The organism is Xanthomonas sp. WHRI 7064 (assembly GCF_040202355.2).
In the GTDB taxonomy this organism is placed as follows: Bacteria; Pseudomonadota; Gammaproteobacteria; order Xanthomonadales; family Xanthomonadaceae; genus Xanthomonas; species Xanthomonas arboricola.
This window is the reverse complement of sequence record NZ_CP167821.1, coordinates 4,710,473-4,732,027: the sequence shown is the minus strand read 5'-3', so window position 1 is coordinate 4,732,027 and position 21,555 is coordinate 4,710,473. Positions and strand designations below refer to the sequence as shown.

The 21,555-nt window shown below is 66.4% G+C and carries 15 protein-coding genes; 7 read left to right on the top strand and 8 right to left on the bottom strand.

Annotated features, from left to right (window positions below):
• Positions 1-50: 50 nt before the first annotated feature.
• Entirely contained in the window at positions 51-719 is a 669-nt protein-coding gene (locus tag ABQY74_RS20105; RefSeq protein ID WP_047127679.1) for a YceH family protein, read from the bottom strand.
• A gap of 339 nt (positions 720-1,058) precedes the next feature.
• On the opposite strand from ABQY74_RS20105, the gene ABQY74_RS20100 reads away from it, so the two are divergent.
• Positions 1,059-2,024 carry a 5'-nucleotidase, lipoprotein e(P4) family gene (locus ABQY74_RS20100; RefSeq protein ID WP_126968743.1) on the top strand — a complete coding sequence of 322 codons (966 nt, stop codon included), beginning with the start codon at positions 1,059-1,061 and terminating at the stop codon, positions 2,022-2,024.
• Positions 2,021-2,752: an orotidine-5'-phosphate decarboxylase gene (pyrF, locus tag ABQY74_RS20095; protein WP_104575991.1), complete on the top strand. Its 732-nt coding sequence runs from the start codon at positions 2,021-2,023 to the stop codon at positions 2,750-2,752. The genes ABQY74_RS20100 and pyrF overlap by 4 nt, the downstream gene beginning before the upstream one ends.
• 243 nt (positions 2,753-2,995) lie before the next feature.
• Here the strand turns inward: pyrF and ABQY74_RS20090 are convergent, their stop codons facing one another.
• From ABQY74_RS20090 to ABQY74_RS20075, 4 genes are all read right to left on the bottom strand, one after another.
• Entirely contained in the window at positions 2,996-4,516 is a 1,521-nt protein-coding gene (locus ABQY74_RS20090; RefSeq protein WP_349794676.1) for a tryptophan halogenase family protein, read from the bottom strand.
• A 247-nt stretch (positions 4,517-4,763) separates the two neighbouring features.
• Complete coding sequence (locus tag ABQY74_RS20085) at positions 4,764-7,796, bottom strand: TonB-dependent receptor domain-containing protein (protein WP_127158575.1); 3,033 nt, start codon at positions 7,794-7,796, stop codon at positions 4,764-4,766.
• Between the two features lie 308 nt (positions 7,797-8,104).
• Entirely contained in the window at positions 8,105-11,134 is a 3,030-nt protein-coding gene (locus tag ABQY74_RS20080; RefSeq protein ID WP_349794674.1) for a TonB-dependent receptor domain-containing protein, read from the bottom strand.
• A 134-nt stretch (positions 11,135-11,268) separates the two neighbouring features.
• Positions 11,269-12,321 (bottom strand): LacI family DNA-binding transcriptional regulator, encoded by a 1,053-nt coding sequence (locus tag ABQY74_RS20075; RefSeq protein ID WP_039510858.1) that lies wholly within the window; start codon positions 12,319-12,321, stop codon positions 11,269-11,271.
• Between the two features lie 406 nt (positions 12,322-12,727).
• On the opposite strand from ABQY74_RS20075, the gene ABQY74_RS20070 reads away from it, so the two are divergent.
• The 3 genes from ABQY74_RS20070 to ABQY74_RS20060 all read left to right on the top strand — a co-directional run bounded on the left by ABQY74_RS20070 (position 12,728) and on the right by ABQY74_RS20060 (position 17,663).
• Positions 12,728-13,702, top strand: a complete 975-nt coding sequence (locus ABQY74_RS20070) for a hypothetical protein (RefSeq protein ID WP_349782704.1) — start codon at positions 12,728-12,730, stop codon at positions 13,700-13,702.
• Positions 13,702-16,356 (top strand): glycerol-3-phosphate 1-O-acyltransferase PlsB, encoded by a 2,655-nt coding sequence (gene plsB, locus ABQY74_RS20065; RefSeq protein ID WP_349782706.1) that lies wholly within the window; start codon positions 13,702-13,704, stop codon positions 16,354-16,356. The genes ABQY74_RS20070 and plsB overlap by 1 nt, the downstream gene beginning before the upstream one ends.
• A 326-nt stretch (positions 16,357-16,682) precedes the next feature.
• A complete protein-coding gene (locus tag ABQY74_RS20060; protein ID WP_349794671.1) occupies positions 16,683-17,663 on the top strand; it encodes a zinc-binding dehydrogenase in 981 nt (326 codons plus the stop codon).
• Between the two features lie 411 nt (positions 17,664-18,074).
• Here the strand turns inward: ABQY74_RS20060 and ABQY74_RS20055 are convergent, their stop codons facing one another.
• Positions 18,075-18,278 carry a YdcH family protein gene (locus ABQY74_RS20055; RefSeq protein ID WP_023905744.1) on the bottom strand — a complete coding sequence of 68 codons (204 nt, stop codon included), beginning with the start codon at positions 18,276-18,278 and terminating at the stop codon, positions 18,075-18,077.
• Positions 18,279-18,434: 156 nt separating this feature from the next.
• Here ABQY74_RS20055 and ABQY74_RS20050 point away from each other — a divergent pair, with 156 nt between their 5' ends.
• Both ABQY74_RS20050 and ABQY74_RS20045 read left to right on the top strand, forming a co-directional pair.
• Complete coding sequence (locus ABQY74_RS20050) at positions 18,435-19,007, top strand: hypothetical protein (protein WP_039527696.1); 573 nt, start codon at positions 18,435-18,437, stop codon at positions 19,005-19,007.
• A gap of 189 nt (positions 19,008-19,196) precedes the next feature.
• Complete coding sequence (locus tag ABQY74_RS20045) at positions 19,197-19,550, top strand: ribonuclease E inhibitor RraB (protein WP_349794669.1); 354 nt, start codon at positions 19,197-19,199, stop codon at positions 19,548-19,550.
• An 83-nt stretch (positions 19,551-19,633) separates the two neighbouring features.
• Here ABQY74_RS20045 and ABQY74_RS20040 read toward each other — a convergent pair whose 3' ends face one another.
• Together ABQY74_RS20040 and ABQY74_RS20035 are read right to left on the bottom strand one after the other, a co-directional pair.
• Positions 19,634-20,167 (bottom strand): lipocalin family protein, encoded by a 534-nt coding sequence (locus ABQY74_RS20040; RefSeq protein ID WP_349794667.1) that lies wholly within the window; start codon positions 20,165-20,167, stop codon positions 19,634-19,636.
• 349 nt (positions 20,168-20,516) lie between these two features.
• Positions 20,517-21,551 (bottom strand): glycoside hydrolase family 43 protein, encoded by a 1,035-nt coding sequence (locus ABQY74_RS20035; RefSeq protein WP_349794665.1) that lies wholly within the window; start codon positions 21,549-21,551, stop codon positions 20,517-20,519.
• Positions 21,552-21,555: the final 4 nt, after the last annotated feature.

Genomic DNA, 21,555 nt, shown 5'->3' with positions numbered 1-21,555 from the left:
CCGCGCGGGCGTCGATGTGAAGCGGGCATCTCCATGAGCGAACCGTCGCGCTAGGCGCCAGCCGCCTCCAGGCGCGCCTGCACGGCGGCCAGCGCATCCTGCAGCTCGGCGACGGTGGCTTCCAGCGTTTGTACGCGCGCTTCCAGCTCGCTGCTGTCGGCGTTGCTGCGGGGGCCTGGCGCAGCGCGTGCCGCCGCGGCCTGCAACGCCTCCACATCCAGTTCGCCGCTGAGCAGATGCATGTAGCGGTCCTCGCGCTGGCCGCTGGCACGCGGCAGTTGCACCGCCAGGCCGCGCTGGATCAGCCGGTCCAGATGGTGGCGTACGTCGTCGGCATCGTTGAAGCGCGCCAGCCGCTCGCTGCGCGCGAACAGCTCGCCCAGCGTCTGCGGGCCGCGCAGCAGCAACAGGCCGATCAGGGCCACCTGCTGGCGGGTCAGGTCCAGCACGCTGCCCAGCCGGTGTTCGTAACGCTCGGCGCGCGAGGAGAACTGCTGGCGGACCAGCCCCAGGGTTTCGAGTTGACGCAGGGCGTGATGCACCACGCCGGTCTGCAGGTTCAGCACCGGCTCGCGTGCGGTCTTCTGGTTTGCGGCCACCTGCGCGGCATTGACCGTGAGCGGATACGCATCCGGCGTGGTCGCCTCTTTTTCGATCAAGCAGCCAAGCACGCGGGCCTGGGCGGTATCGAGGACGGGCGGGGAAGGTGCATCTGTCATGGGGGCGACTCCGGGGCAATCAGCGCACAAGCATATGCCGATCTTGCATTTGCGTTCTTCCGGTGCGGCCATCACGCAGCGTGGCTTACGACATCGACGTCTGCATGGTGCACGTCTGCATTGTGCGGCGACCATCAGCCTGAGCAGGGTCGGACTGGCGCAAGCACGCATCCGTCGCAGTGGTGTTCAAACCCATTCGGTCAACTGGCCATACGCCCCTTGTCGCAGCGGCAGCCATCCGTTCGCCTCAGCCGTTGCTGACGGCATAGCCATCAGCCGGAGCGGGCGGGGCGGCGCGAACCCGCTAAAATCGCGGTCTTCATTGCCGCTCCTGTTCTGGTGGATGCCATGCGCCCCTCGCTTTACGCCCCGTTGTCCCTGCTCGCCTGCACCGCGCTGGCCCTGAGCGCCTGCAAACCCGGCGACAAGGAGCTGGCGCAGCGCGCGCAGGACGCCGCCGTGTCCGCCAATGCGGCCGCCGGCGCCGCCGCAGCCAAGACTGCTACGCCGCCCGCAGCCGCCACCGCGCCGGCCGGCGACGACAACCTCAACGCGGTGCTGTGGATGCAGCGCTCGGAGGAATACCGCGCAGTGGCCGAGCAGACCTACCGCGCCGCTGCCGACAAGCTGGACGCTGCGCTGAAGCAGCCCAACTGGGACGCGCTGGTGCCCGAGGAACGCGGCAATGCCGCCACCGGGCTGAAGCCGGCGGTGGTGCTGGACGTGGACGAGACGGTGCTTGACAACTCGCCGTACCAGGCGCGCCTGCTGCGCGACGGCAAGGAATACGACGAGCTGAGTTGGGACCAGTGGGTGGCGGAGAAGAAGGCCACCGCGATCCCGGGCGTGGTGGATTTCGCCAAGGCCGCCAACGCCCGCGGCATCACCTTGATCTACATCTCCAACCGCGCCGTGCACCTGAAGGACGCCACGCTGGCCAACCTGCGTAGCGTCGGGCTGCCGGTGGCCGATGACAGCGTGTTCCTGGGCCTTGGCACGGTGGTCCAGGGCTGCGAGCAGAACGGCAGCGAGAAGAACTGCCGGCGCCAGCTGGCCGGCCAGAAGTACCGCGTGCTGATGCAGTTCGGCGACCAGCTCGGCGACTTCGTGCAGGTCACCGCCAACACCGGCCGGGCGCGTGGCGCGCTGCTGCAGCAGTACCACGACTGGTTCGGCGAGCGCTGGTGGATGCTGCCCAACCCCAGCTACGGCGGCTGGGAGCCGGCGCAGTTCAACAACGATTACGCCCAGCCCTGGCAGCAGCGCCACGATGCCAAGCGCGCCGCGCTGGAGGTGGCCCGATGAGCCGCGCCCCGTTGCCGCTGGCCGCGCATGAGCGGTTGATCTTCGCGCTGGATGTGCCCGGCCACGACGAGGCGATCGCCTGGGTCGACCGGTTGGGCGAGTCGGTGTCCTTCTACAAGATCGGCATGGAGCTGCTGGCCTCCGGCGAGTATTTCCAGGTGCTCGACGCCCTGGCCAGGCGCGATAAGCGCGTGTTCGTCGACCTGAAGTTCTTCGACATCCCCGCCACCGTGGCCGGCACCATCCGCCGGCTGGCGCAGTGGCCGGTGAGCTATTGCACCGTGCACGGCTGGCACGCCGGCATGCTGCAGGCCGCCGCCGAGGCCAACCACGGCGACATGCGCCTGCTGGCGGTGACCGTGCTGACCTCGATGGGCCGGCCGGACCTGGCGGCGATGGGCATCGACCGCGAACCGGTGGAGGTGGTGGTGGAGCGCGCGCTGGCCGCGCAGGCCGCCGGCATCGACGGGGTGATCGCCTCCGGCCAGGAGGCCGGCCCGATCCGCAGCGCCACCGGCGCAGGGTTTTCGATCGTCTGCCCCGGCATACGCCCCGGCGGCCCGGTCGGCGACGACCAGCAACGCACCGTGGGTGTGGCGCAGGCCTTCCACGACGGCGCCGATGCCATCGTGGTCGGCCGGCCGATCCGCCTGGCTGCCGATCCGGCCGCTGCGGCGAATGCGATCCAGGCCGAGATCCAGGCAGTGCTGGGAGCGGAGCAGCACTGACGGAGCATGGGGATGGTGCATGCTGCGCATGATGCAAGTGAGCAAAATCAATAAGTTAAAGCGATAGAATTAAAGTGTTGCTTTAACGTTAAAGCCTGCGTACGATGCCCCTCGTCCGATGTCAGTCGGAAGCTGTGCCACTCATTGTCCACCGGGCTTGTCCCGGTTTTCGAAGGGATCGGGCCTTGTGCCCGGTCCTTTTTTTTGCCTGCCGATCGGCGACTGCGCCGGCGGTGTCGTCGCTCAACGCGGCGCCGTTGCCTTGCAGTAGCGATCAATGAACTGCTGGTGGGTCGGCATGACGTCCACGCAGTGGCCGATGGTCTGCGCAACGCTGGCCAGGAAGCGTTCGGCGTCGTGATCGGGCACCTGGTCCACCAACGGGTGATAGGCCCGCGGCAGGATGCCCTGGCCGACCATCACCTGCACCCAGCTGATCTCGGCGAACATCTCCTCGGCATTGCGGTAGAAGCGCCCGCTGTCGCGGAACAGGTCCAGCGTGGTCTGCAGCTCAGGGGTGATCGGCATCGTGCGGCAGTGCCGCCAGAACGCGCTGTCGTCGCGCTCGGTGGCGTGGTAGTGCAGCACCAGGAAGTCGCGGATGCGGTCGAACTCGAACGCCAGCCGGTCGTTGTAGCGCTGCACCAGCACCGGGCTGATGCCCTCGCGTGGAAACAGCTCCAGCAGCCGGGAAATGCCGGCCTGGATCAGGTGGATGCTGGTCGATTCCAGCGGTTCCAGGAAGCCGCTGGCCAGGCCTAATGCCACCACGTTGCGGTTCCAGAACTGCTTGCGCCGCCCGGTGGTGAAGCGCAGCGGGCGCGGGTCGGCCAGCGGCTTGCCGTCCAGGTTGGCGAGCAGCGTGGCGGCGGCTTCGTCGTCGCTGATGTGCGCGCTGGAATACACATAGCCGTTGCCGGTGCGGTGCTGCAGCGGGATGCGCCACTGCCAGCCGGCCGCGCGCGCGGTGGAGCGCGTGTACGGCGTGGGCGGGCCGACGTTTTCGCTCGGCACCGCCAGGGCGCGGTCGCAGGGTAGCCAATGGGTGAAGTCGTGGTAGCCGGTGTGCAGCGCTTCTTCGATCAACAGCCCGCGGAAGCCGGAGCAGTCGATGAACAGGTCGCCGCTGACGACCTGCCCCGAGGCCAGCTGCAGCGATTGCACGTGGCCACTGTCCGCATGCAGCTGCACCTGCTCGACCAGGCCTTCGATACGGGTGACGCCGCGCTGCTCGGCGTAAGTGCGCAAGAAGCGCGCGTACTGCGTGGCGTCGAAGTGATACGCGTAGGCGATATTGGCCAGCGGCGAATTGGCCGGCACATCGCCGGCCGAGGTCATGAACTTGCCGCGCACCGCGGCCACGGTGTTGAGCGTATAGGCGCCCAGCGGCTGCGCCTTGCCGCGCGCGTGCTGCTTGATCCAGTACTGGTGGAACGGCAGCAGCCCGAGCGGGTGCCCAATCTGGGTGCCGAAGCCATGGATGTACGACGTGCCGGGCCGCTGCCAGTCGACGAACTCGATGCCGAGCTTGAAGCTGCCCTGGGTCTGGCGGACGAACTCGGCTTCGTCGATGCCGAGCAAATTGTTGAAGGCCTTGATGTGCGGCACGGTGGCCTCGCCGACGCCGACGGTGCCGAGCTGTTCGGATTCGATCAGCTGCACCTTGAAGCCGGGGCCAAGCACGCGCGCGAAGGCCGCGGCGGCCATCCAGCCGGCGGTGCCACCGCCGACGATGACGATGTTGCGAAGCGGAGCGGGGATCATGGAAGTCCGGTCCTGAGAAGAAGAGAAGCCGCCAACAAAACGTCTGTGATCATTGCCAGGCAGTTGCAATCGATACACGGGGCAGCATGCACCACGTGCACACCGTTACGTCGCACGTGTGTGATACCCAACAGACGACTGCCCGCTATGTTTTGTTCGCCACTCTGAAACTGACAGGCGAACGGGGCCACGCGGCCCCGTTCGACTCACGCGCATGCAGGCGCATGCGCGTGCACGTTGCAGTGGATCAGAACTTTGCACCCACTTCGAAAATCACGCTGCGTGGCACGTAGCTGATCTCGCCGTCGTTGACCACGGTGATGTCCGGCTCCAGCCGACCATTGCTGCCGAAGCTGTTGTACTGATACTGGGTGAAGTTCTTGAAATCGAACACGTTGAGCACGTTCACCCGTGCGGTCAACTTGAAGTCGCCAGCCACGGTGAAGTCCTTGGTGGCCTGCAGATCCACGGTGCGGTAGCCCCAGATCTTGCCGCCCAGCAGGAACTTGCCGTTGCCCGGCGGAGTGACGCCGATCTGCTGGCAGGTGCCGCCATCGGGATCGGTGAAGCCGTAGCAGGCAATCGTGTTGATCGGCTCCGGCGTGGCCAGCACCAGCTTGGCACCGAAGGTGACGCCCCACGGACCATCCAGCGAGCCGGAGGCCACGAAGCGGTGCGCCGAGACCGCATCGGACTTCACGAACGGATAGTCGCGGATGGTGGCCTTGTCGAATGCAAACGGCTCGTCGATGTTGCGGTTCTGGCGCGCGCTGGTATGCGTGTACGCCAGGTTCAAGCCCCAACCCGATTCCTTGGTGTAGGGCTTTTCCGCTGACAGCAACACCTGGCTGCTGCGCTGCTCCAGACCGTTGTTGCCGATGATGGTGTTGCGATAGCCCGGCACCGGCTCGCCCCACGGCACGCCGCCATTGGCATCGAAGTACGCGCCGTTCGGATAGCGGTTGACCAGGCTCATCACCAGCCCGTCGTAGGACAGGATGCGCTGGAAGGTGACATCGGTCAGCCAATCGCCGACCTGGTTGCTGATGCCGATGCTGTACTGGTCGCTGTACGGGGTCTTGAGCTTGTTCTTGAACATGAAAAGCTCGGAGCTGTCGTTGGTGCCGTCGATCGTGTTGAGCTGATCGATACCGGTGAGAAACGCCGGATTCCATGGGGCGCAGACACGGTCGGTGCGGAAGCAGCCCTGGCCGCTGGCGGCATCGCTGAAGTACACGACCACCGGCGACAGCGCGGCCTTGACCGATTCCAGCGCGAGCTGTTCGAACAGGTTGCGGTCGTAGGAACGGCCCGCGCCGCCGTGGATCACTGCCGCCTCATCGCCGAATAGGTCGTAGGAGAAGCCCAGACGTGGTGCCCAGGCATCCTTGAAGTTCTTGCGGTTGTTGCCGGTGCTGATGTAATCGGCCACGTTGACGCCGCTGGGCAGCAGGCGGTTGGCCCACGGCTGACCGGGGTTGTCCGGATCGTCGGAATACAGCGCATTCACGAACGGCTGCGAGGTCACGAAGTCGGTGTAGGCCGGGGTGTCTTCGTAGTCATAACGCACGCCGATGTTGATCATCAGCTTGTCGGTGGCGGCCCAGTCGTCCTGCAGATAGATGCCGTACTGCTTGGACGGCGACTCGACCACCGGCAGCTGGCCGGGGTTGTCGAACGCACGGATGTAGCGCACCTGGAACGGCACCGGCGCCACGCCGTTCTGGCCGACTTCATAGCTGAACTGCGGATTGAGCGAGCTCGATTCGCGCGAGGTCAGCTTGATGTCGCGGTAGGTCACACCGGTCTTGATGGTGTGCTCGCCATGCCACTGCAGTGCGTTGAAGGTCAGATCGTTCTGGAACGACCAACCCTTCTGGCTACGCAACTTGAAGTCTTCGCCACTGGCGGCGCCGGTGTTGAGGAACACCCACTGGCGCGGATCGGCCTGGGTGCGGTCGATGTAGGTGTAGATGGAACCGTTGCCCACACCGCGCGGCGTCGGCACATTGCGCGAATCTTCGGTGGTGAGGATGGCTTCGTTGAACCAGCTGTCGGCACTGTGCTGCCAACGCAGGCTGGTGCGCTTGTCCTTGTTGATCTTGTCCACCGCGCGGTCGGGCGCGTTCTGGCCGCCCACATTGCTGACCTGGGTTTCGTCGCGATACTGCGTGGCCAGTTCGATGCGATCGTTGTCGGTCGGTTCGAAGTCGATCTTGCCGAAATACAGATCTTCGGTGAACGGCATGTTGGACGCGCCGTACTGGTCGCGCAGGTTCGACGGCAGCAGGCCGATGAATGGCGCCGCTTCGGCACTGGGCTGCACGCTCTTGGGCGCGACGTTGTCCTTGCCTTCGTAGGCGAAGAAGAAGTGCATGCGGTCCTGGATCAGCGGGCCGCCGATCGCAAAACCATATTCCTTGGTCTGCGAATCGACCTTGCCATCGGCTTCGTCAGGGCGTTGCTTACGCAGGTCCTGATTGGTGAAGCGGTAGAACGCCTCACCATGGAACTCGTTGGTGCCGGACTTGGTCGCCGCAGTGATCGCCGCGCCGCTGATCTGGCCGTATTCGGCCTTGTAGTTGGAGGTGATGACCTTGTATTCGCCGATCGCCAGCTGCGGGAACGGGTTGCCCTGGGTCTCGTCCTGGCCGGCGATGCCGCCGCCGGAAACGTAGCTCTTCTGGCTCACGCCGTCGATGTACAGATTGCTGGAGCTGGCGTTGGACGCACCGCCGCGCAGCTTGGTGTTGCCATCCTGGTCGATGGTGAACACCATGCCCGGCACGGTGTCGGCGAATTCCAGGAAGTTGCGCGTGGCCTGCGGCAGCTGCTGGATCTGGCGCAGCGACACCGTGTTACCCACCTCGGAGGTCTTGACGTCGCGAATCATCGGCGCGCTGACCGTCACCGTGTCCAGTGTGGTCGCGTCGCCGGCGGGCGCCGCGGCCGCCTCGGTGCCGAGATCGACGGTGGCGCTGGAGGCCACCGACAGGGTCACCGTGCGGCTGGCGCCGTTGGATTCGACCTTGTAGGTGCCCGGCTGCAGACCGACGATGGTGTAGTTGCCGTTGGCATTGACCGGTGCGCGTCGCACCGAGCCGGTGGCGAGGTTGGTGACGACGACCTCGCTGCCGCTCTGTGCGGAAGCGACCTGTCCGCGCAACGTGGCGTTGCTGGACTGGGCCATGGCCGGGGTGGTGGCGAACAACGAGGCAGCCAGGGCGCAGCACAACAGGCTACGTGCCGGCAGGGTGGAGACGGTGCGGTGAGTCTTCATGACTTTCCCCCTCCCAGGGGTAAAGCGCGAACCAGTGAAGTGACTGGCGCGTCGAGGTTGGTGCTTGGTGTGGATGGAACGGGTACAGCGGGCAACAAACAAACAGCAGGGACGGCAAACACAGCAAAAACGGTCGCCAACCGGAGCGTGGCGTCTGCAGCATCGCGCGTCGCGCCGCAGCAACACACCTCAATCGGGACGATGCAACAAGTCTGCGGCCGGCCCCTCCCCATTGCCGTGGGGCCGATGCAGCTTAGGCAGCGGGTGCGGTACCGGCGCCGAGACGCCGGATGCCGCCAACGCAGCCGTTACCAGATGATGCGTGCGCTCATGAACAAGGTCCGTGGCGGAGTGGACATCGCGCCGTACTGGTTGATGCTCACGCGCGGGTCGTACACGCCGGCACTGCCCCAGTCGATGCTGTACTGATCGTAGTTGCGGAAGTTCAGCGCATTGATCAGATCACCGCGCACCTGCACCGTCACCGCATCGGTGATGTGCATGTCCTTGGACAACGACAAGTCCAGCTGGCGGGTGCCGAAGATGTCGCCGCCGGCGATGAACTTGCCGCCGGGCGCATCCACCGAGACCACGCGGATGTTGTCCGAACTCGGGCCGCCGTACTGGTCGTAGGAGATCGCCTCGTTGCGCGGCGGCACCGTGGCCAGGGTCAGCTTGGCCGAGCCGCTGATGCCCCAGAACAGGTCGTAGATGCCGGTAAGCACCAGGCGGTGGCGCGGCACCGCATTGAGATCCAGGAACGGGTAGTCGGCAATGGTGGCCGCATCGAATCCGTAGCGATCGTCGTTGCCGCGATTGCCGCGCGCACGCGAGAAGGTGTAGGCCGCGGTCAGGCCCCAGCCGCTCTCCTGCGTATAGGGCTTGTCTGCCGACAGCAGCAACTGGCCGGTCTTGGTCTCCACGCCGTTGTTGCCGATGATCAGGTTGCCGAAGCCCTGCGGCCGCTGCTCAAACGCCTGTGCGCCGTTCTGGAAGAAATCGCCGTTGGCATAGCGGTTGCCCAGGGTGAAGATGAAACCGTCCTTGCTGTGGATGTACGACAGCGTGGCCGAGGTGTTCCAGTCGCCCAACTGGGTGCGCAGGCCCAGCGAATACTGGTCGGCATACGGCGTCTTCAGATCGTTGTTGAGCAGGTCGATTTCGCCATTGCGCACGCGCGCATCGACCAGGTTGCCCAGGCTGTCGGGATTGCTCACAAACGCCGGATCGAAGGCGGTGCAGGTACCCGGCGCCGGGATGCAGTTGGTGGGCCCGGCAAAGCGGATCGTGTACTGCGCCAGCGCGGATTTGATCTGCTCCAGGCCCATCACGTCGAACAGGTTGCGGTCGTAGCTGCGGCCGGCACCGCCGAACAGCACCAGCGACTCGTCGCCACGGAAGTCGTAGGAAAAGCCCAGGCGCGGCGCGAAGTTGTTGTTGTCCTGTTTGCGATTGCGGCCGTTGCTGATGTAGTCGTTGATGTCCACCCCGCCCTTGGCCAGTTGCTCGGCGTAGGTGGCGCTCACGGCCGGATCGGTGCCGGGGCCGTTCAAGGCCGCCACCACTTCCGGCGGGGTCACGTTGTCCAGGTACGAGGGAATCTTTTCGCCATCCCAGCGCACGCCGATATTCAACTGCAGCTTGTCGTTGACGTCCCAATCGTCCTGGATGTACAGGCCCAGCTGCTTGCTGGTGGTGGTCACCGACGGTGCGGCACCGGCGAACGGCAGGTTGAAGCGCACCTGGTAGGGAATGGCCGAGGTGCCCGCGCCATCGCCCACCGCGTAGTAGAACGACGGGTTGGCCGCAGAGTTCTCGCTCTGGGTCAGCTCCACTTCCTTGTACTTCACGCCCATCTTGATGACGTGGTTGCCGTGCCACTCGAGGTTGTTGAAGGTCAAGTCGTTCTGGAAGCTGGGGCCCTTCTGGCCCTTGCGCTGGATCGCCAGGCCACTGGTGGCGCCGTCGTTGAGCAGCACGTCGTCTTCGGCGATGCCGCGCGTGTACACGCTCTGGCTGCCCACGGTGTAGGCGGTGGGATTGAACAGCACGTCTTCATAGGACACGCGCGCTTCGTTGACGTAGCGCTCGCCGTAATGCTGCCAGCGCAGATCGAAGCGCTTTTCGGTGTTGAGGTTGATCTTGGAGGCGATCGCGGTGGTCTGGCCGCCGACGCTGTCGCGGCTTTCCTCGTCGCGGTACTTGCCGGTGAGCTCCAGGCGGTCGTTCTCGCCGATGTCCCAGTCGACCTTGCCGAAGTACAGGTCTTCGTTGAACGGGCGGGTGACCGAGCCGAGCCGGCTCTGTACACCGGCCGGCAGGTCGTCGCTGAGCGCGCTGAAGCGATCGGGCACGGCCACCGGATCAGCCGAGACCTCGAAGCCCTTGCCTTCGTAGCTGAAGAAGAAATGCGCCTTGTCCTGCACGATCGGCCCGCTCAGCGCAAAGCCGTATTCGTCCTGGTGGGTCTTGCGCTTGCTGCCATCGGAGTTGGGCGCGCCGGCGCGTTCGTCGGGCTGACGCGCGCGGAAATCGGTATTGCTGGTGCGCCCGAAGATCTCGCCGTGGAACTCATTGCCGCCGGACTTGGTCGAGGCCACGATCGCCGCCGAACCGACCTGGTCGAACTCGGCCTTGTAGTTGGAGGTGATGACCTTGTACTCGCCGATGGCCAGCTGCGGGAACGGGTTGCCCGCGCTCTGCTCCTGCCCGGACACGCCGCCGAACAGGTAGCTCTTCTGGCCGACGCCGTCGATGTAGACGTTCACCGCCGAGCTGCCCTGCGCGCCGCCGCGGATCTGGCTGTTGCCGTTGGAGTTGGTCTCGAACTGCATGCCCGGCACGGTGTCGGCGAACTCCAGGAAGTTGCGCGTCAGCTGCGGCACGGTGCTGATCTGCTTCAGCGACACGTTGGTGCCCACTTCGGAGGTCTTGACCTCCTGCAGCGTGGTGGCGGTGACCTGCACCGCATCCAGCGTGGTGGCATCGCCGGCAGGCGCCGCGGCCGCGCCGCCGCCCAGGTTCAAGGTGACCGACGAGGCCACCGACAGGGTCACGGTCTGCTCGCTGCCGGGGCCGGCATCCACCTTGTAGGTGCCCGGGGGCAGGCCGACCAGCGCGTAGCTGCCGTCGGCGCCGGTGGGTACGCGCCGGACGGCGCCGCTGGCCACATTGGTCGCGGTCACGGTGGTGCCGGCCTGTGCCGCCGCAACCTGGCCGCGCAAGGTCGCATTGCTGGACTGGGCCATGGCCGGGGTGCTGGCTAGCAACGAGGCGGCAAGGGCGCAGCACAACAGGCTGCGCGCCGGCAGGGTGGAGACGGTGCGGTAATTCTTCATGACTTTCCCCCTCCCAGGGGTAAAGCGCGAACCAGCGGAGTGACTGGCGCGTCGGTACTGCGTCAAGCGGGACAGCTGGCAACAACGGCAAGGACTGCAAGCAACACACGTTCGGCAAAGCGTGGTGGCGCGTTTCAGGTGGGAGGCGCCGCCCGCGGCGCGCTGGACGCGCGCACGATCAGTTCGGGAACCATCTCGGAAAACGCCGGCGGTGCGGCATCGGCGGGCGGGGCGGGCGCATCGACCAGTTGCTGGCCCAGCAACAGCTGCAATGCCCGTGCGCCCAGCCCGGCGATGTCCACCCGCATGGTGGTCAGCGCCGGCAGCACGTAGCGCGCCATCGGCACGTCGTCGAAGCCGGCCAGCGCGATGTCCTGCGGCACCTTCAGCCCGGCATGGCCGAGCGCGAACAGGCAGCCCAGCGCCATCATGTCGTTGGCCGCGAACACCGCATCCGGGCGCGCGTCCTGTGCCAGCGTCTGGCCGGCGCGGTAGCCGGACTCTTCGTCGAAGTTGCCTGGCAGCACCCACGGCTGCACGTCGGCATCCAGCGCCAGCTCGTCGCGGTAGCCGCGCAGACGCTCGTGCGCATCGAAGTTGTCGGCCGGCCCGGCGATGAAGGCGATGCGGCGGTGGCCGCTGTCGCGCAGGTGCCGCGTCATCGTCCGCGCGCCGCCGTAGTTGTCCACGTTGAGCACCGGGCGCTGGCTGGCCGTGCCAGCGCAGTTGAGCAGCACCGCCGGCAGGCCGCCGGGCAGGGCGTCCTCGTGCACGCCGGAGTCGCCGAGCGAGGGCGACATCACCACCACCCCGTCCACGCGCCCGGGCAGGCGTTCCAGCGCCTTGCGCTGCGCCTGCGGGTCGCCGTGCGAGCTGGACACCAGCAGGTGGTAGCCCTGCTCGCGCGCCACCTGGTCGATGCCGCGGATCAGTTCGGAAAAGAATTCGCCATGCAGGTCCGGCAGCACCACCCCGATGGTGTGGGTGCGCCGGCTGCTGAGGCTGCGCGCGGCGTGGTGCGGGATGTAATGCAGCGCACGGGCCACCTGCAGCACGCGCTCGCGCACCGACTCGGCCACATGCTGGTGCCCATTCATGGTGCGCGAGACCGTTGCCACCGACACCTGCGCTTCGCGCGCGACGTCCTTGATGGTGACGCTACCGCCTTCGGAGCGTGGCCGACTCATGGCAAAACCTCCAGGACAACGCGGCTGCCGCCGCACGCCGGGAAGGGTCGCACGGTCCGCTGGCGCAGAACGTTCGTGTCACACATGCACATGAATGACATCGGCCCCAACCGATGGCGACCTCAGAGCGAGATGGCGCGCACGCTAGCAGGAACTGCAAGCGCTTACATGATGCGCTGCACCATTGGGCCAAACGCAGGTGGCACAAGGGCTTGGCGGCATCGCCTGGACAAGTTTGTCCGGAAAGGACAACGGCAGTCAATGTCGGACACTGGGCGACAACATGCATGGAACTACGAAAATCTAACGTTTCCGCACCGTACCCGGGCGCACGGTTGTCGCGCGCCTTGCCGCCAGTGCGTTCAGACAGCAAGATGCGCCGATCGATCAGGGGAACAGCGTGCGCATGTCGCCATCCACCGTCCGCGCCGGCCGGTTCCAGTCCATCGCGTGGGTGCTGCTGGCAGCGCTATGCCTGGGCAGCTGCCAGCGCGCCGACAAGACCGCCGCCTTGCCGGGCGCCAGCGCCGAGCCGGCCGCCGCGATGCAGTCGATGACCCTGCCATTGCGGCGCAACGACCTGGTCGCCTATGCGCGGATCCGGGTCACCCCCGCGCAATACACCCAGCTGGAGGCGGCTTGGCGCAGCGGTGCCAGCCGCTGGCCGCTGACCGAGCTGCCACTGCCCAACGAGGTCGGCAGCCTGCTCGGTACCTTGTCGGCGCCCGGCGCCGAACGCCAGCTGCAGCAGGCCTTCGATGCACAGCTGGCCGGCCAGTCGCAGGGCATCCGCCAGGCCGCGCAGTCGCTGGGCCAGTTCGGCGTGCAATACCTGCGCAGCCGCAGCGACTACCAGCCCGAGCAACGCGCCCATTACGTGCAGCTGGTCGATGCCCTCAGCGCCTGGGCGGCCACCGCGCCGCTGGCCGACCGCGCGCGCGCCAAGGCCAGCATCGCCGACTTGGTGACTGCCGCCCGCGCCACCGGCATCGGCTCGGACGCCGATCTGCAGCGCTTGGGGATGGAAGAGAGCCTGCGCCGGCTGGGGCCGTTCTGGGCCGCGGCCAAGCAGGTGCTGGAGCGTTACGGCTTGTCGCTGGACAGCAGCCTGGATGCGCTGCGCACCGGCTTGATCAAGCAAGACGGCGACCGCGCCCAGGTGCGGCTGCGCTATCCGCTGGCCGCGCACGACATCGACCTGAGCATCGGCCTGATCAAGCGCGACGGCCACTGGTACCAGCAGCAGACCCAGGACGAAGTGCAGGCGCTGCTCGGCGCTGCGCCGGCGGCGCCCGCACCCGACGCCACTGCAAGGCCTGACACCCCGGCGGCCGCGCCCGCCACGCCCGCCGCCACCGGGCAACGCCCGGCTGGGCGATAATGACCGTGATGCCAGAACAGAATCCCCTGCCGTTCCCGGACGGCCAGCCCGCCCCGCCCAGCGCTGCCGCCGCCGATCTCGGTGCCACGGCCGCCGTTCCGGTTCCGCCGGACGCTGCGCCGTCGATCGCGCCCGCCGTCGCCGCTGCCCGCAGCGCCAAACGCCCGTGGTGGGCGCGCCTGCTCGGCCGCCTGGCCGACCCCTGGCTGAGCCTGACCATCGAACCGGACCAGCCGAGCCGCTACGACGACGGCACGCCGGTGGTCTACGTGTTGGAGGACTACGGCCTGTCCAGCGCGCTGATCCTGGACAAGGCCTGCCGCGAGGCCGGGCTGCCCTCGCCACTGGTGCCGCTGCCGGGCGACCCGCTGCAGCGCAAGCGCGCCTACCTGGCGCTGTCGCGGCGCAGCAGCAGCAATTCGCTGATCCCCGAGCAGCGCGGCGGCAAGACCCATTCGGATTCGCTGGCCAAGCTGCTGCAGGCGCATCGCGTGCGCGCCGACCTGGACGTGCACCTGGTGCCGGTGTCGATCTTCGTCGGCCGCGCGCCGGACAAGCAGAGCGGCTGGTTTGCGGTGCTGTTCTCGGAAAACTGGGCGCTGGTCGGCCGCTTCCGGCGCCTGCTGGCGGTGCTGCTCAATGGCCGCACCACCATCGTGCGCTTTGCCCCGCCGATCTCGCTGCGCCAGACCATGGCCGAAGGCCTGCCGCCCGAGCGCACCCTGCGCAAGCTGCAGCGCGTGCTGCGCACGCATTTCCGCCGTATCCGTGAGGCGGTGATCGGGCCGGACCTGTCCACCCGCCGCCTGCTGGTGGACCAGGTGCTGGCGGCCGACTCGGTGCGCGAGGCCATCGCCACCCAGGCCAAGCGCGACAACTCCAAGCCGGTCGATGCCTGGCGCAAGGCGCATGCCTACGCCTGGGAAATCGCCGCCGACTATTCCAGTCCGGTGGTGCGCTCGGCCAGCTTCCTGCTCACCCACGTGTGGAACCGCATCTACGCCGGCGTGCTGGTGCATCACCTGGACAAGCTCAAGCAGGCCGCGCCCGGGCACGAAGTGGTCTACGTGCCCAGCCACCGCAGCCACATGGATTACCTGCTGCTGAGCTACCTGCTGTACGAACGCGGCATCGTGCCGCCGCACATCGTGGCCGGCATCAACCTCAATCTGCCGGTGGTCGGCACGCTGCTGCGCAAGGGCGGCGCGTTCTTCATCCGCCGCTCGATCAAGGGCAATGCGCTGTATTCGGCGGTGCTCAGCGAGTACGTCGCCCAGCTGGTGGCCGGCGGTTATTCGATCGAATACTTCGTCGAAGGCGGGCGCTCGCGCACCGGGCGCCTGCTGCAGCCCAAGGGCGGCATGATCGCGATGACGCTGCGCGCCTACCTGCGCCAGCCGCGCAAGCCGGTGCTGTTCCAGCCGGTCTACATCGGCTACGAGAAGCTGATGGAAGGCAACAGCTACCTGGACGAGCTCACCGGCCGGCCCAAGGAGAAGGAATCCATCTGGGGCCTGCTGTGGTCCATCCCCAAGGTGCTCAAGCAAAACTACGGCCAGGTGGTGGTGAACTTCGGCGAGCCGATCGCGCTCAACGACGTGCTGGCCAAGCACGCGCCCGACTGGGACGGCCAACCGCTGCCCGATGACGAAAAGCCCACCTGGCTGGCACCGGCGGTGGACACGCTGTCCACCCAGATCCAGACCCGCATCAACTGCGCCGCCGACGTCAATCCGATCAACCTGCTGGCGCTGGCACTGTTATCCACGCCCAAGCACGCGATGGGCGAGGCCGACCTGATCGCGCAGATCGAGCTGTGCAAGAAGCTGCTGGCGGAGATGCCGTATTCGGACCGCGTCACCGTCACCCCGCACACCCCGGCGCGCATCATCACCCACGCCGAAGAGATCAACGTGCTCACGCGCGTGTCGCACCCGCTGGGCGATGTGCTGAGCGTCAGCGGCGACACCGCGGTGTTGCTGAGCTACTTCCGCAACAACGTGCTGCACCTGTTCACGGCCTCCTCTTGGGTGGCGTGTTGCTTCCAGAACAACCGCCGCATGAGCCGTGCCGGTCTGCTGCGCCTGGGGCGCACCGTGTACCCGTTCCTGCAGGCGGAGTTGTTCCTGCCGTGGAGCGAGGACCGCTTTGCCGAGCGTATCGAGCAGACCATCGACATGTTCGTGCGCGAAGGCCTGCTGCTCAACGTCACCGACGACGATGGCGGCATCCTCACCCGCAATACCGGGCAGACCGACGAGGTGTTCCGCCTGCGTGCGATCGGCCATTCGCTGCAGCAGGCCTTCGAGCGCTATTACATCGCCATCTCGGTGCTGGTGAAGAATGGCCCCGGCGTGCTCGGTGCAGGCGAACTGGAAAGCCTGTGCCAGCAGGCCGCGCAGCGCCTGAGCCTGTTGTACGCCCCGGCCGCCCCGGAGTTCTTCGACAAGACCCTGTTCCGCAGCTTCATCCAGAAACTGCGCGAGCTGCGCCTGGTGTGGCCGGACGAGAACAGCAAGCTGCTGTTCGACGAGCGCCTGGATGCCTGGGCCAAGGACGCCAAGTTCATCCTTGGCCGCGAATTGCGCCACACCATCGAGCGGGTCAGCCCCGAAGCGGTCAAGCCGGACGTGGTGCTGCCGCCGGCCGAGTAAGGCCGCAGTACAAACGCCAGCGTCTTCCTGCGGTAGGTGATGCCGGGCAATGGCAGCGCACCCGCAGGGAAGCGCAGGTGCGCACCACGCTTCCCTTCTCGCACCGGGAGAAGGTGCCCCGAAGGGCGGATGCGGGTCGGTCAGCACGCGACCCCCGGCGCTGTAGTAGACCAGAGTCACTCCAGGCGTCCTCCACCAACGCCCGCAACTTCACACAACAGTTCCGTTCGTTTCATCCGCCTCTTGCAGCCGTACCGATAGCATCGCGCCACCTTTCATCACGATCGGGTGCGTTGGATCACTGGCGTGCCCGGCAGGAGACTTCCATGCGCGCAGCCATCCACACCCAATTCGGCGACCCGGCCAAGGTGCTCGAACTCGGTCAACGGCCTACTCCGCAGCCCGGCAAGGGCCAGGTGCGCATCGCCATGCGTCGCTCGCCCATCCACAACCACGACCTGTGGACGGTGCGTGGCAATTACGGCTACAAGCCGGAGCTTCCCGCAATCGGCGGCAGCGAAGCAGCCGGTGTGATCGACGCCCTCGGCGAAGGCGTCCAAGGCCTGCAGACCGGCCAGCGCGTGGTCGCGGCCGGCGTGCACGAAAGCTGGGCAGAGTTTTTCCTGGCCGACGCGTCCGGCGTGGTGCCGCTGCCCGACGCGCTGGACGACGACCGCGGTTGCCAGTTGATCGCGATGCCGCTGAGCGCGCTGATGCTGATCGAGTTCCTGCAGGTCGAAAAAGGCGACTGGATCGTGCAGAACACCGCCAATGGTGCGGTCGGCAAGACTGTCGCCATGCTCGCCGCCGCGCGCGGCATCAACGTGGTCAATCTGGTGCGCCGCGACGCCGGCGTGGACGAGCTGCAGGCACTGGGCATCGGCAACGCGGTCTCCACCGCCCGGGAGGGCTGGCAGGACAGCGTGCGCGCGCTGGTCGGCGAGGCGCCGATCGTGCGCGCAATCGACTCTGTCGCCGGCAGCGCAGCCGGCGACCTGATGGGGCTGCTTGCCGAGGGCGGCGAGCTGATCTCGTTCGGCTCGATGACCGGCGAGCCGCTGCAGATTTCCAGCGGCGATGTGATCTTCAAGCAGGCCAGCGTGCGCGGCTTTTGGGGCAGCAAGGTCATGGCCGCCACCAAGCCCGAGGACAAGCGCCGCATGATCGGCGAACTGCTCAAGGCCGCCGTCGACGGCAGCCTGGCCCTGCCGGTGGAAGCGGTGTTCGACCTGGAAGAAGCAGCCAAGGCGGCCGCGGCAAGCGCCGAACCGGGCCGCCGCGGCAAGATCCTGCTGCGCGCAGGCTGAGGACGGCGGCTCGGGTCGTCTTTACGACAGTCGGCGCCTGACGCGCAAAAGCGGTGAGGCGCTTGCACGTCCGCTGACGCGAACAAGCGCGCGGATCCGTTGCCCAGGTCGGCCGAAGAGATCGACAATTCTTCAAGGCCGGCATATCGAGCCCCTGTCCCTTCGGGGCGAAGCGGCACCGCTTGCGCGCCACTGGCGCGCATGCCTTGGAGCGCCCGCGTCGCAAGGCGTGGGCCGGGGCGCGGAGTGGGGTGAGGGTGTGGCCCAAGCGACCAATGCGACACGCCTCAGCTCAAGCCAGCGCCATGCCGACAAAACCCTGCCTGCGCCACCAACTGACTCAACTGCCTGTCACAGCGACGCTGATATCCACCACCGCAAAGCAAACCCTGGCGGCCGCAAGCATCAACCTCACGCCGGCTCGTCAGGCACCAGCTCCATTTCCAGCCGCGTGATGCAGTCCTTGAGATGCAGCTTGCGCTTCTTCAGACGCTTCATCTGCAGCTCGTCGTCCATGTTGGCGGGCACGCGCTGGATCTCCTCGTCCAACGCGCGGTGGGCGCGTCGCAACTCGGCGATCTGCTCGGCGATCTCGGCGGGTGAGAGAGTTTCCACGGCTCCGAGCATACACAACCACGGGCCGGCCGCGTCACCCGTGCTTGCCAAGCCGTCCGGGGCTGCGACAATGCCTGCGCGCCGTTGGGGAAACGGCGGCGCGCCTGATCCCATCATTGCCGCGCGGCCATGGCCGTCGAGAAAGGAGTCTTTACGATGCGTTTGCGTTCTTCCCTGCTGGCCCTGAGCCTGCTCACCGCCGCCAACCTGGCCAGCGCCGCCGACGTCGCCAAGTACGACGGCTTTTTGTGCTGCAACCTGCGCACCGACGGCAGCTGGATCAGCGACAGCAACTACGCCGAAGACGGCAAGCGCATGCTTCCCGTAGGCACCCCGGTCAGCGTCACCGGTTTCGGCCGCAACCGCGTCAACCTCAAGATCGCCGGCGAAAAGCAGTCCATCGGCAACGATTACAGCCGCGACCTGGACAACACCGCCTTCGCCGCCCGCTATGTCGTCACCGCCGACCCCAAGCTCAAGCTGGCCACCTTTCCGCCCAAGATCCGCCAGGCCATCAATGACGGCAAGCTCACCGGCGGCATGACCCGCGAACAGGTGCTGATGGCGGTCGGCTACCCGATCAGCAGCGAAAACCCGAATCTGGACGCCTCGCTGTGGCGCTACTGGCGCGACAGCTTCTCCGAGTACCAGGTGCAGTTCGGCCCCAGCGGCAAGCTGGTCAAGGTGACGGCCGATCCGCAGTTGATGAATCTGGTTTGGCTGCCGTGAATTGCCCGAGGTGGTCGCACATCGTGCGGCCATCTGCGTAGCAGGTTCATTGCCTGAGCAGGCACCTCGAACACCGGGAGACGGTAGGCTCCAGCAGCCGAGGTCTGGATCCTGGCGACACGCGATCAGAGCGCACAATCAGCGCCAGCGCTCTTCCCTGGCCACCGGCCGCCAAAGACCGAAGCTCATATGCAACGACATCCGGACCTGTATCCCAACGACGATAACGGCAACACCCTCTGGCACATTGCCCAGCAAGGCGTGGACCTGTCGAAGCCGCGCGAGATTGCGTTCTCCGTGGTCTTCCCGAGGAAGGAGTCGGCACTGGAGTTCTCGGTGATGCTGCTGCGCTTCGAGCAAAAGGTGCGTTGCTGCCACTATCCGGAAAACACCGCGTTTCCGATGGACGTGACGGTGTATCCGACCATGGTGCCGTCGTACAAGGCGATTTCGGCGTTCGAGGAAGAGCTGGCCGTGGAGGCCAAGCCCCTGGGTGGCCTGAATGACGGCTGGGAGTTTTCCGTGGATGACAAGGACGCATGACGCAGCCCGTGTGCGAGAGCCGGCGATGCAGTCACTGCATCGCTGAGCTCGTTGCACCATCACCGCGTCACCGCGTCACCGCGTCACCGCTGCGATTGCGGTACGCGGCGCAGCTGCGACACGTCATAGCCCATGGCGGCGATGCGTTGAACGGCCTGCTGATAGTCGGCATCGGAGACCTGCGGCGTGCGCGCCATGTACCAGACGTAATCGCGCTTGCTGCGCGCCACGATGGTCTGCGCATACTCCGTATCCCGCCAGGCGATCACGTACTCGGCCTTGAACGGCCAGAAGAACTGCATGCTCCACAGCGCACCATTGCCTTCCTTCGCCACCTGGCCGATCGGATGCATGGACTTGAGCGGCGCCTGGAAGCTGCCCTTGCGGTAGGTGAAGGTGGTCTGGATGCGGCCATCCGGTCGCAGCGTATAGCGCTCCACGGCATCGTAGGCCTTGCGCTCGGGCCGTGTAGGAATGTGCGCGATGACGTACCAGTCGCCCATGAAGCGTGGCACGTCAACGGTGTCTGCGCGGGGCAGGGCGGCACGCGACTCGCTCCCACTGGCACTCCCGTAGACCGCTAGCGTCAGCAACAACAGCATCGAACCACCTCGCATGGCAACCTCCACCAGAAAGAACCCGTAGATAGGCCTCTACGGCGTTGCTGTGCGTCCGGATGCAACCCCATGCGATGCAGTTCCGGACTGAGTGCACGCTGGCGTGGTGTGCCAGCGGGATGACCGTAACGCTCCACATGTCATGGCGGCGTTGAAGCGCTAGGCCGACGCCTTGCGCATGCCAGGAAACGCGCGATCACGCAGTGGTGAGCGCCGGGTCGACGATCAGCCGCAACGAGGATCACGACGCGCTTCGAAAGCGCAGCGGTGGCAGGACGTGTCGTTCAGTGCCGGCGGTCGAGCCATGACGGGCTGGTCGGAGTTCCGGCAGGCGGTAGCCCGACGGCATTCACCAGGGCGATACCGCGTCTTCCCCATATGGATGAATCGTCGCGATCCTTCCATCCGCGTCGTGCTCCAGCGGTGCCATCTTGATGCTGCGCAGATGCGTCTGCCCGCCCGACAACACGGCATCGTGATAGAACAGATACCACTGGCCGTCGAACAGGCAGATGGAGTGATGCGTGGTCCAGCCGACCACCGGGGCGAGCAGCACGCCCTGGTAGGCGAATGGCCCGTATGGGGTATCGCTGGTGGCGTAGCAGATCCGGTGGGTGTCGCCGGTGGAGTAGGACAGGTAATAACGGCCGGCATGGTGGTGGACCCAGGGGCCTTCGAAGAAGCGGCGGGCATGGTCGCCGGCACGTAATGGTGTGCCGTGTTTGTCGAGGATGATGATCTCGCGGGTGGGTTCGGCCAGTTGGATCATGTCTTCGCCCAGGCGGGCGACGCGCGGGCCGAGTGCGGGCGCGTCGTCGCCCGGTTCCTGATGCTCCGGCGCATAGACGTTGTCGCGGTAGTGCTGCAGTTGGCCGCCCCAGATGCCGCCGAAGTACAGGTAATGCGCGCCGTCGTGGTCGGCAAATACCGCCGGATCAATCGAGTAGGTGCCGGCGATGGGCTCGGGTTCTGCGACGAACGGGCCTTGCGGGCCATCGCCTACCGCCACGCCGATCTGGAAGATGCCGTCGGCCCGCTTGGCGGGAAAATACAGATAGGTCTTGCCGTCGCGCTGCGCGGCATCCGGTGCCCACATCTGGCGCTGTGCCCAGGGCACGTCGCGCACGTGCAGGACCTGCCCCAGGTCCTCCACCGGTGCACCGGGATGGGCCATGCGGAAGACGTGGTAGTCGGCCATGTCGAAGTGCGAGCCGTCGTCGCTGAAGGCAACGCCGGCATCGATGTCGTGCGAGGGGTAGATGTACAACGCGCCGTCGAACACGTGCGCGGAAGGGTCGGCCGTATAGAGATGGGTGACCAGCGGTGCGGAAATGGCGGTGCGCGCCAGCGCCTGCAGTGCAGCGGTGTGCAGTTCATCGGACATGCGC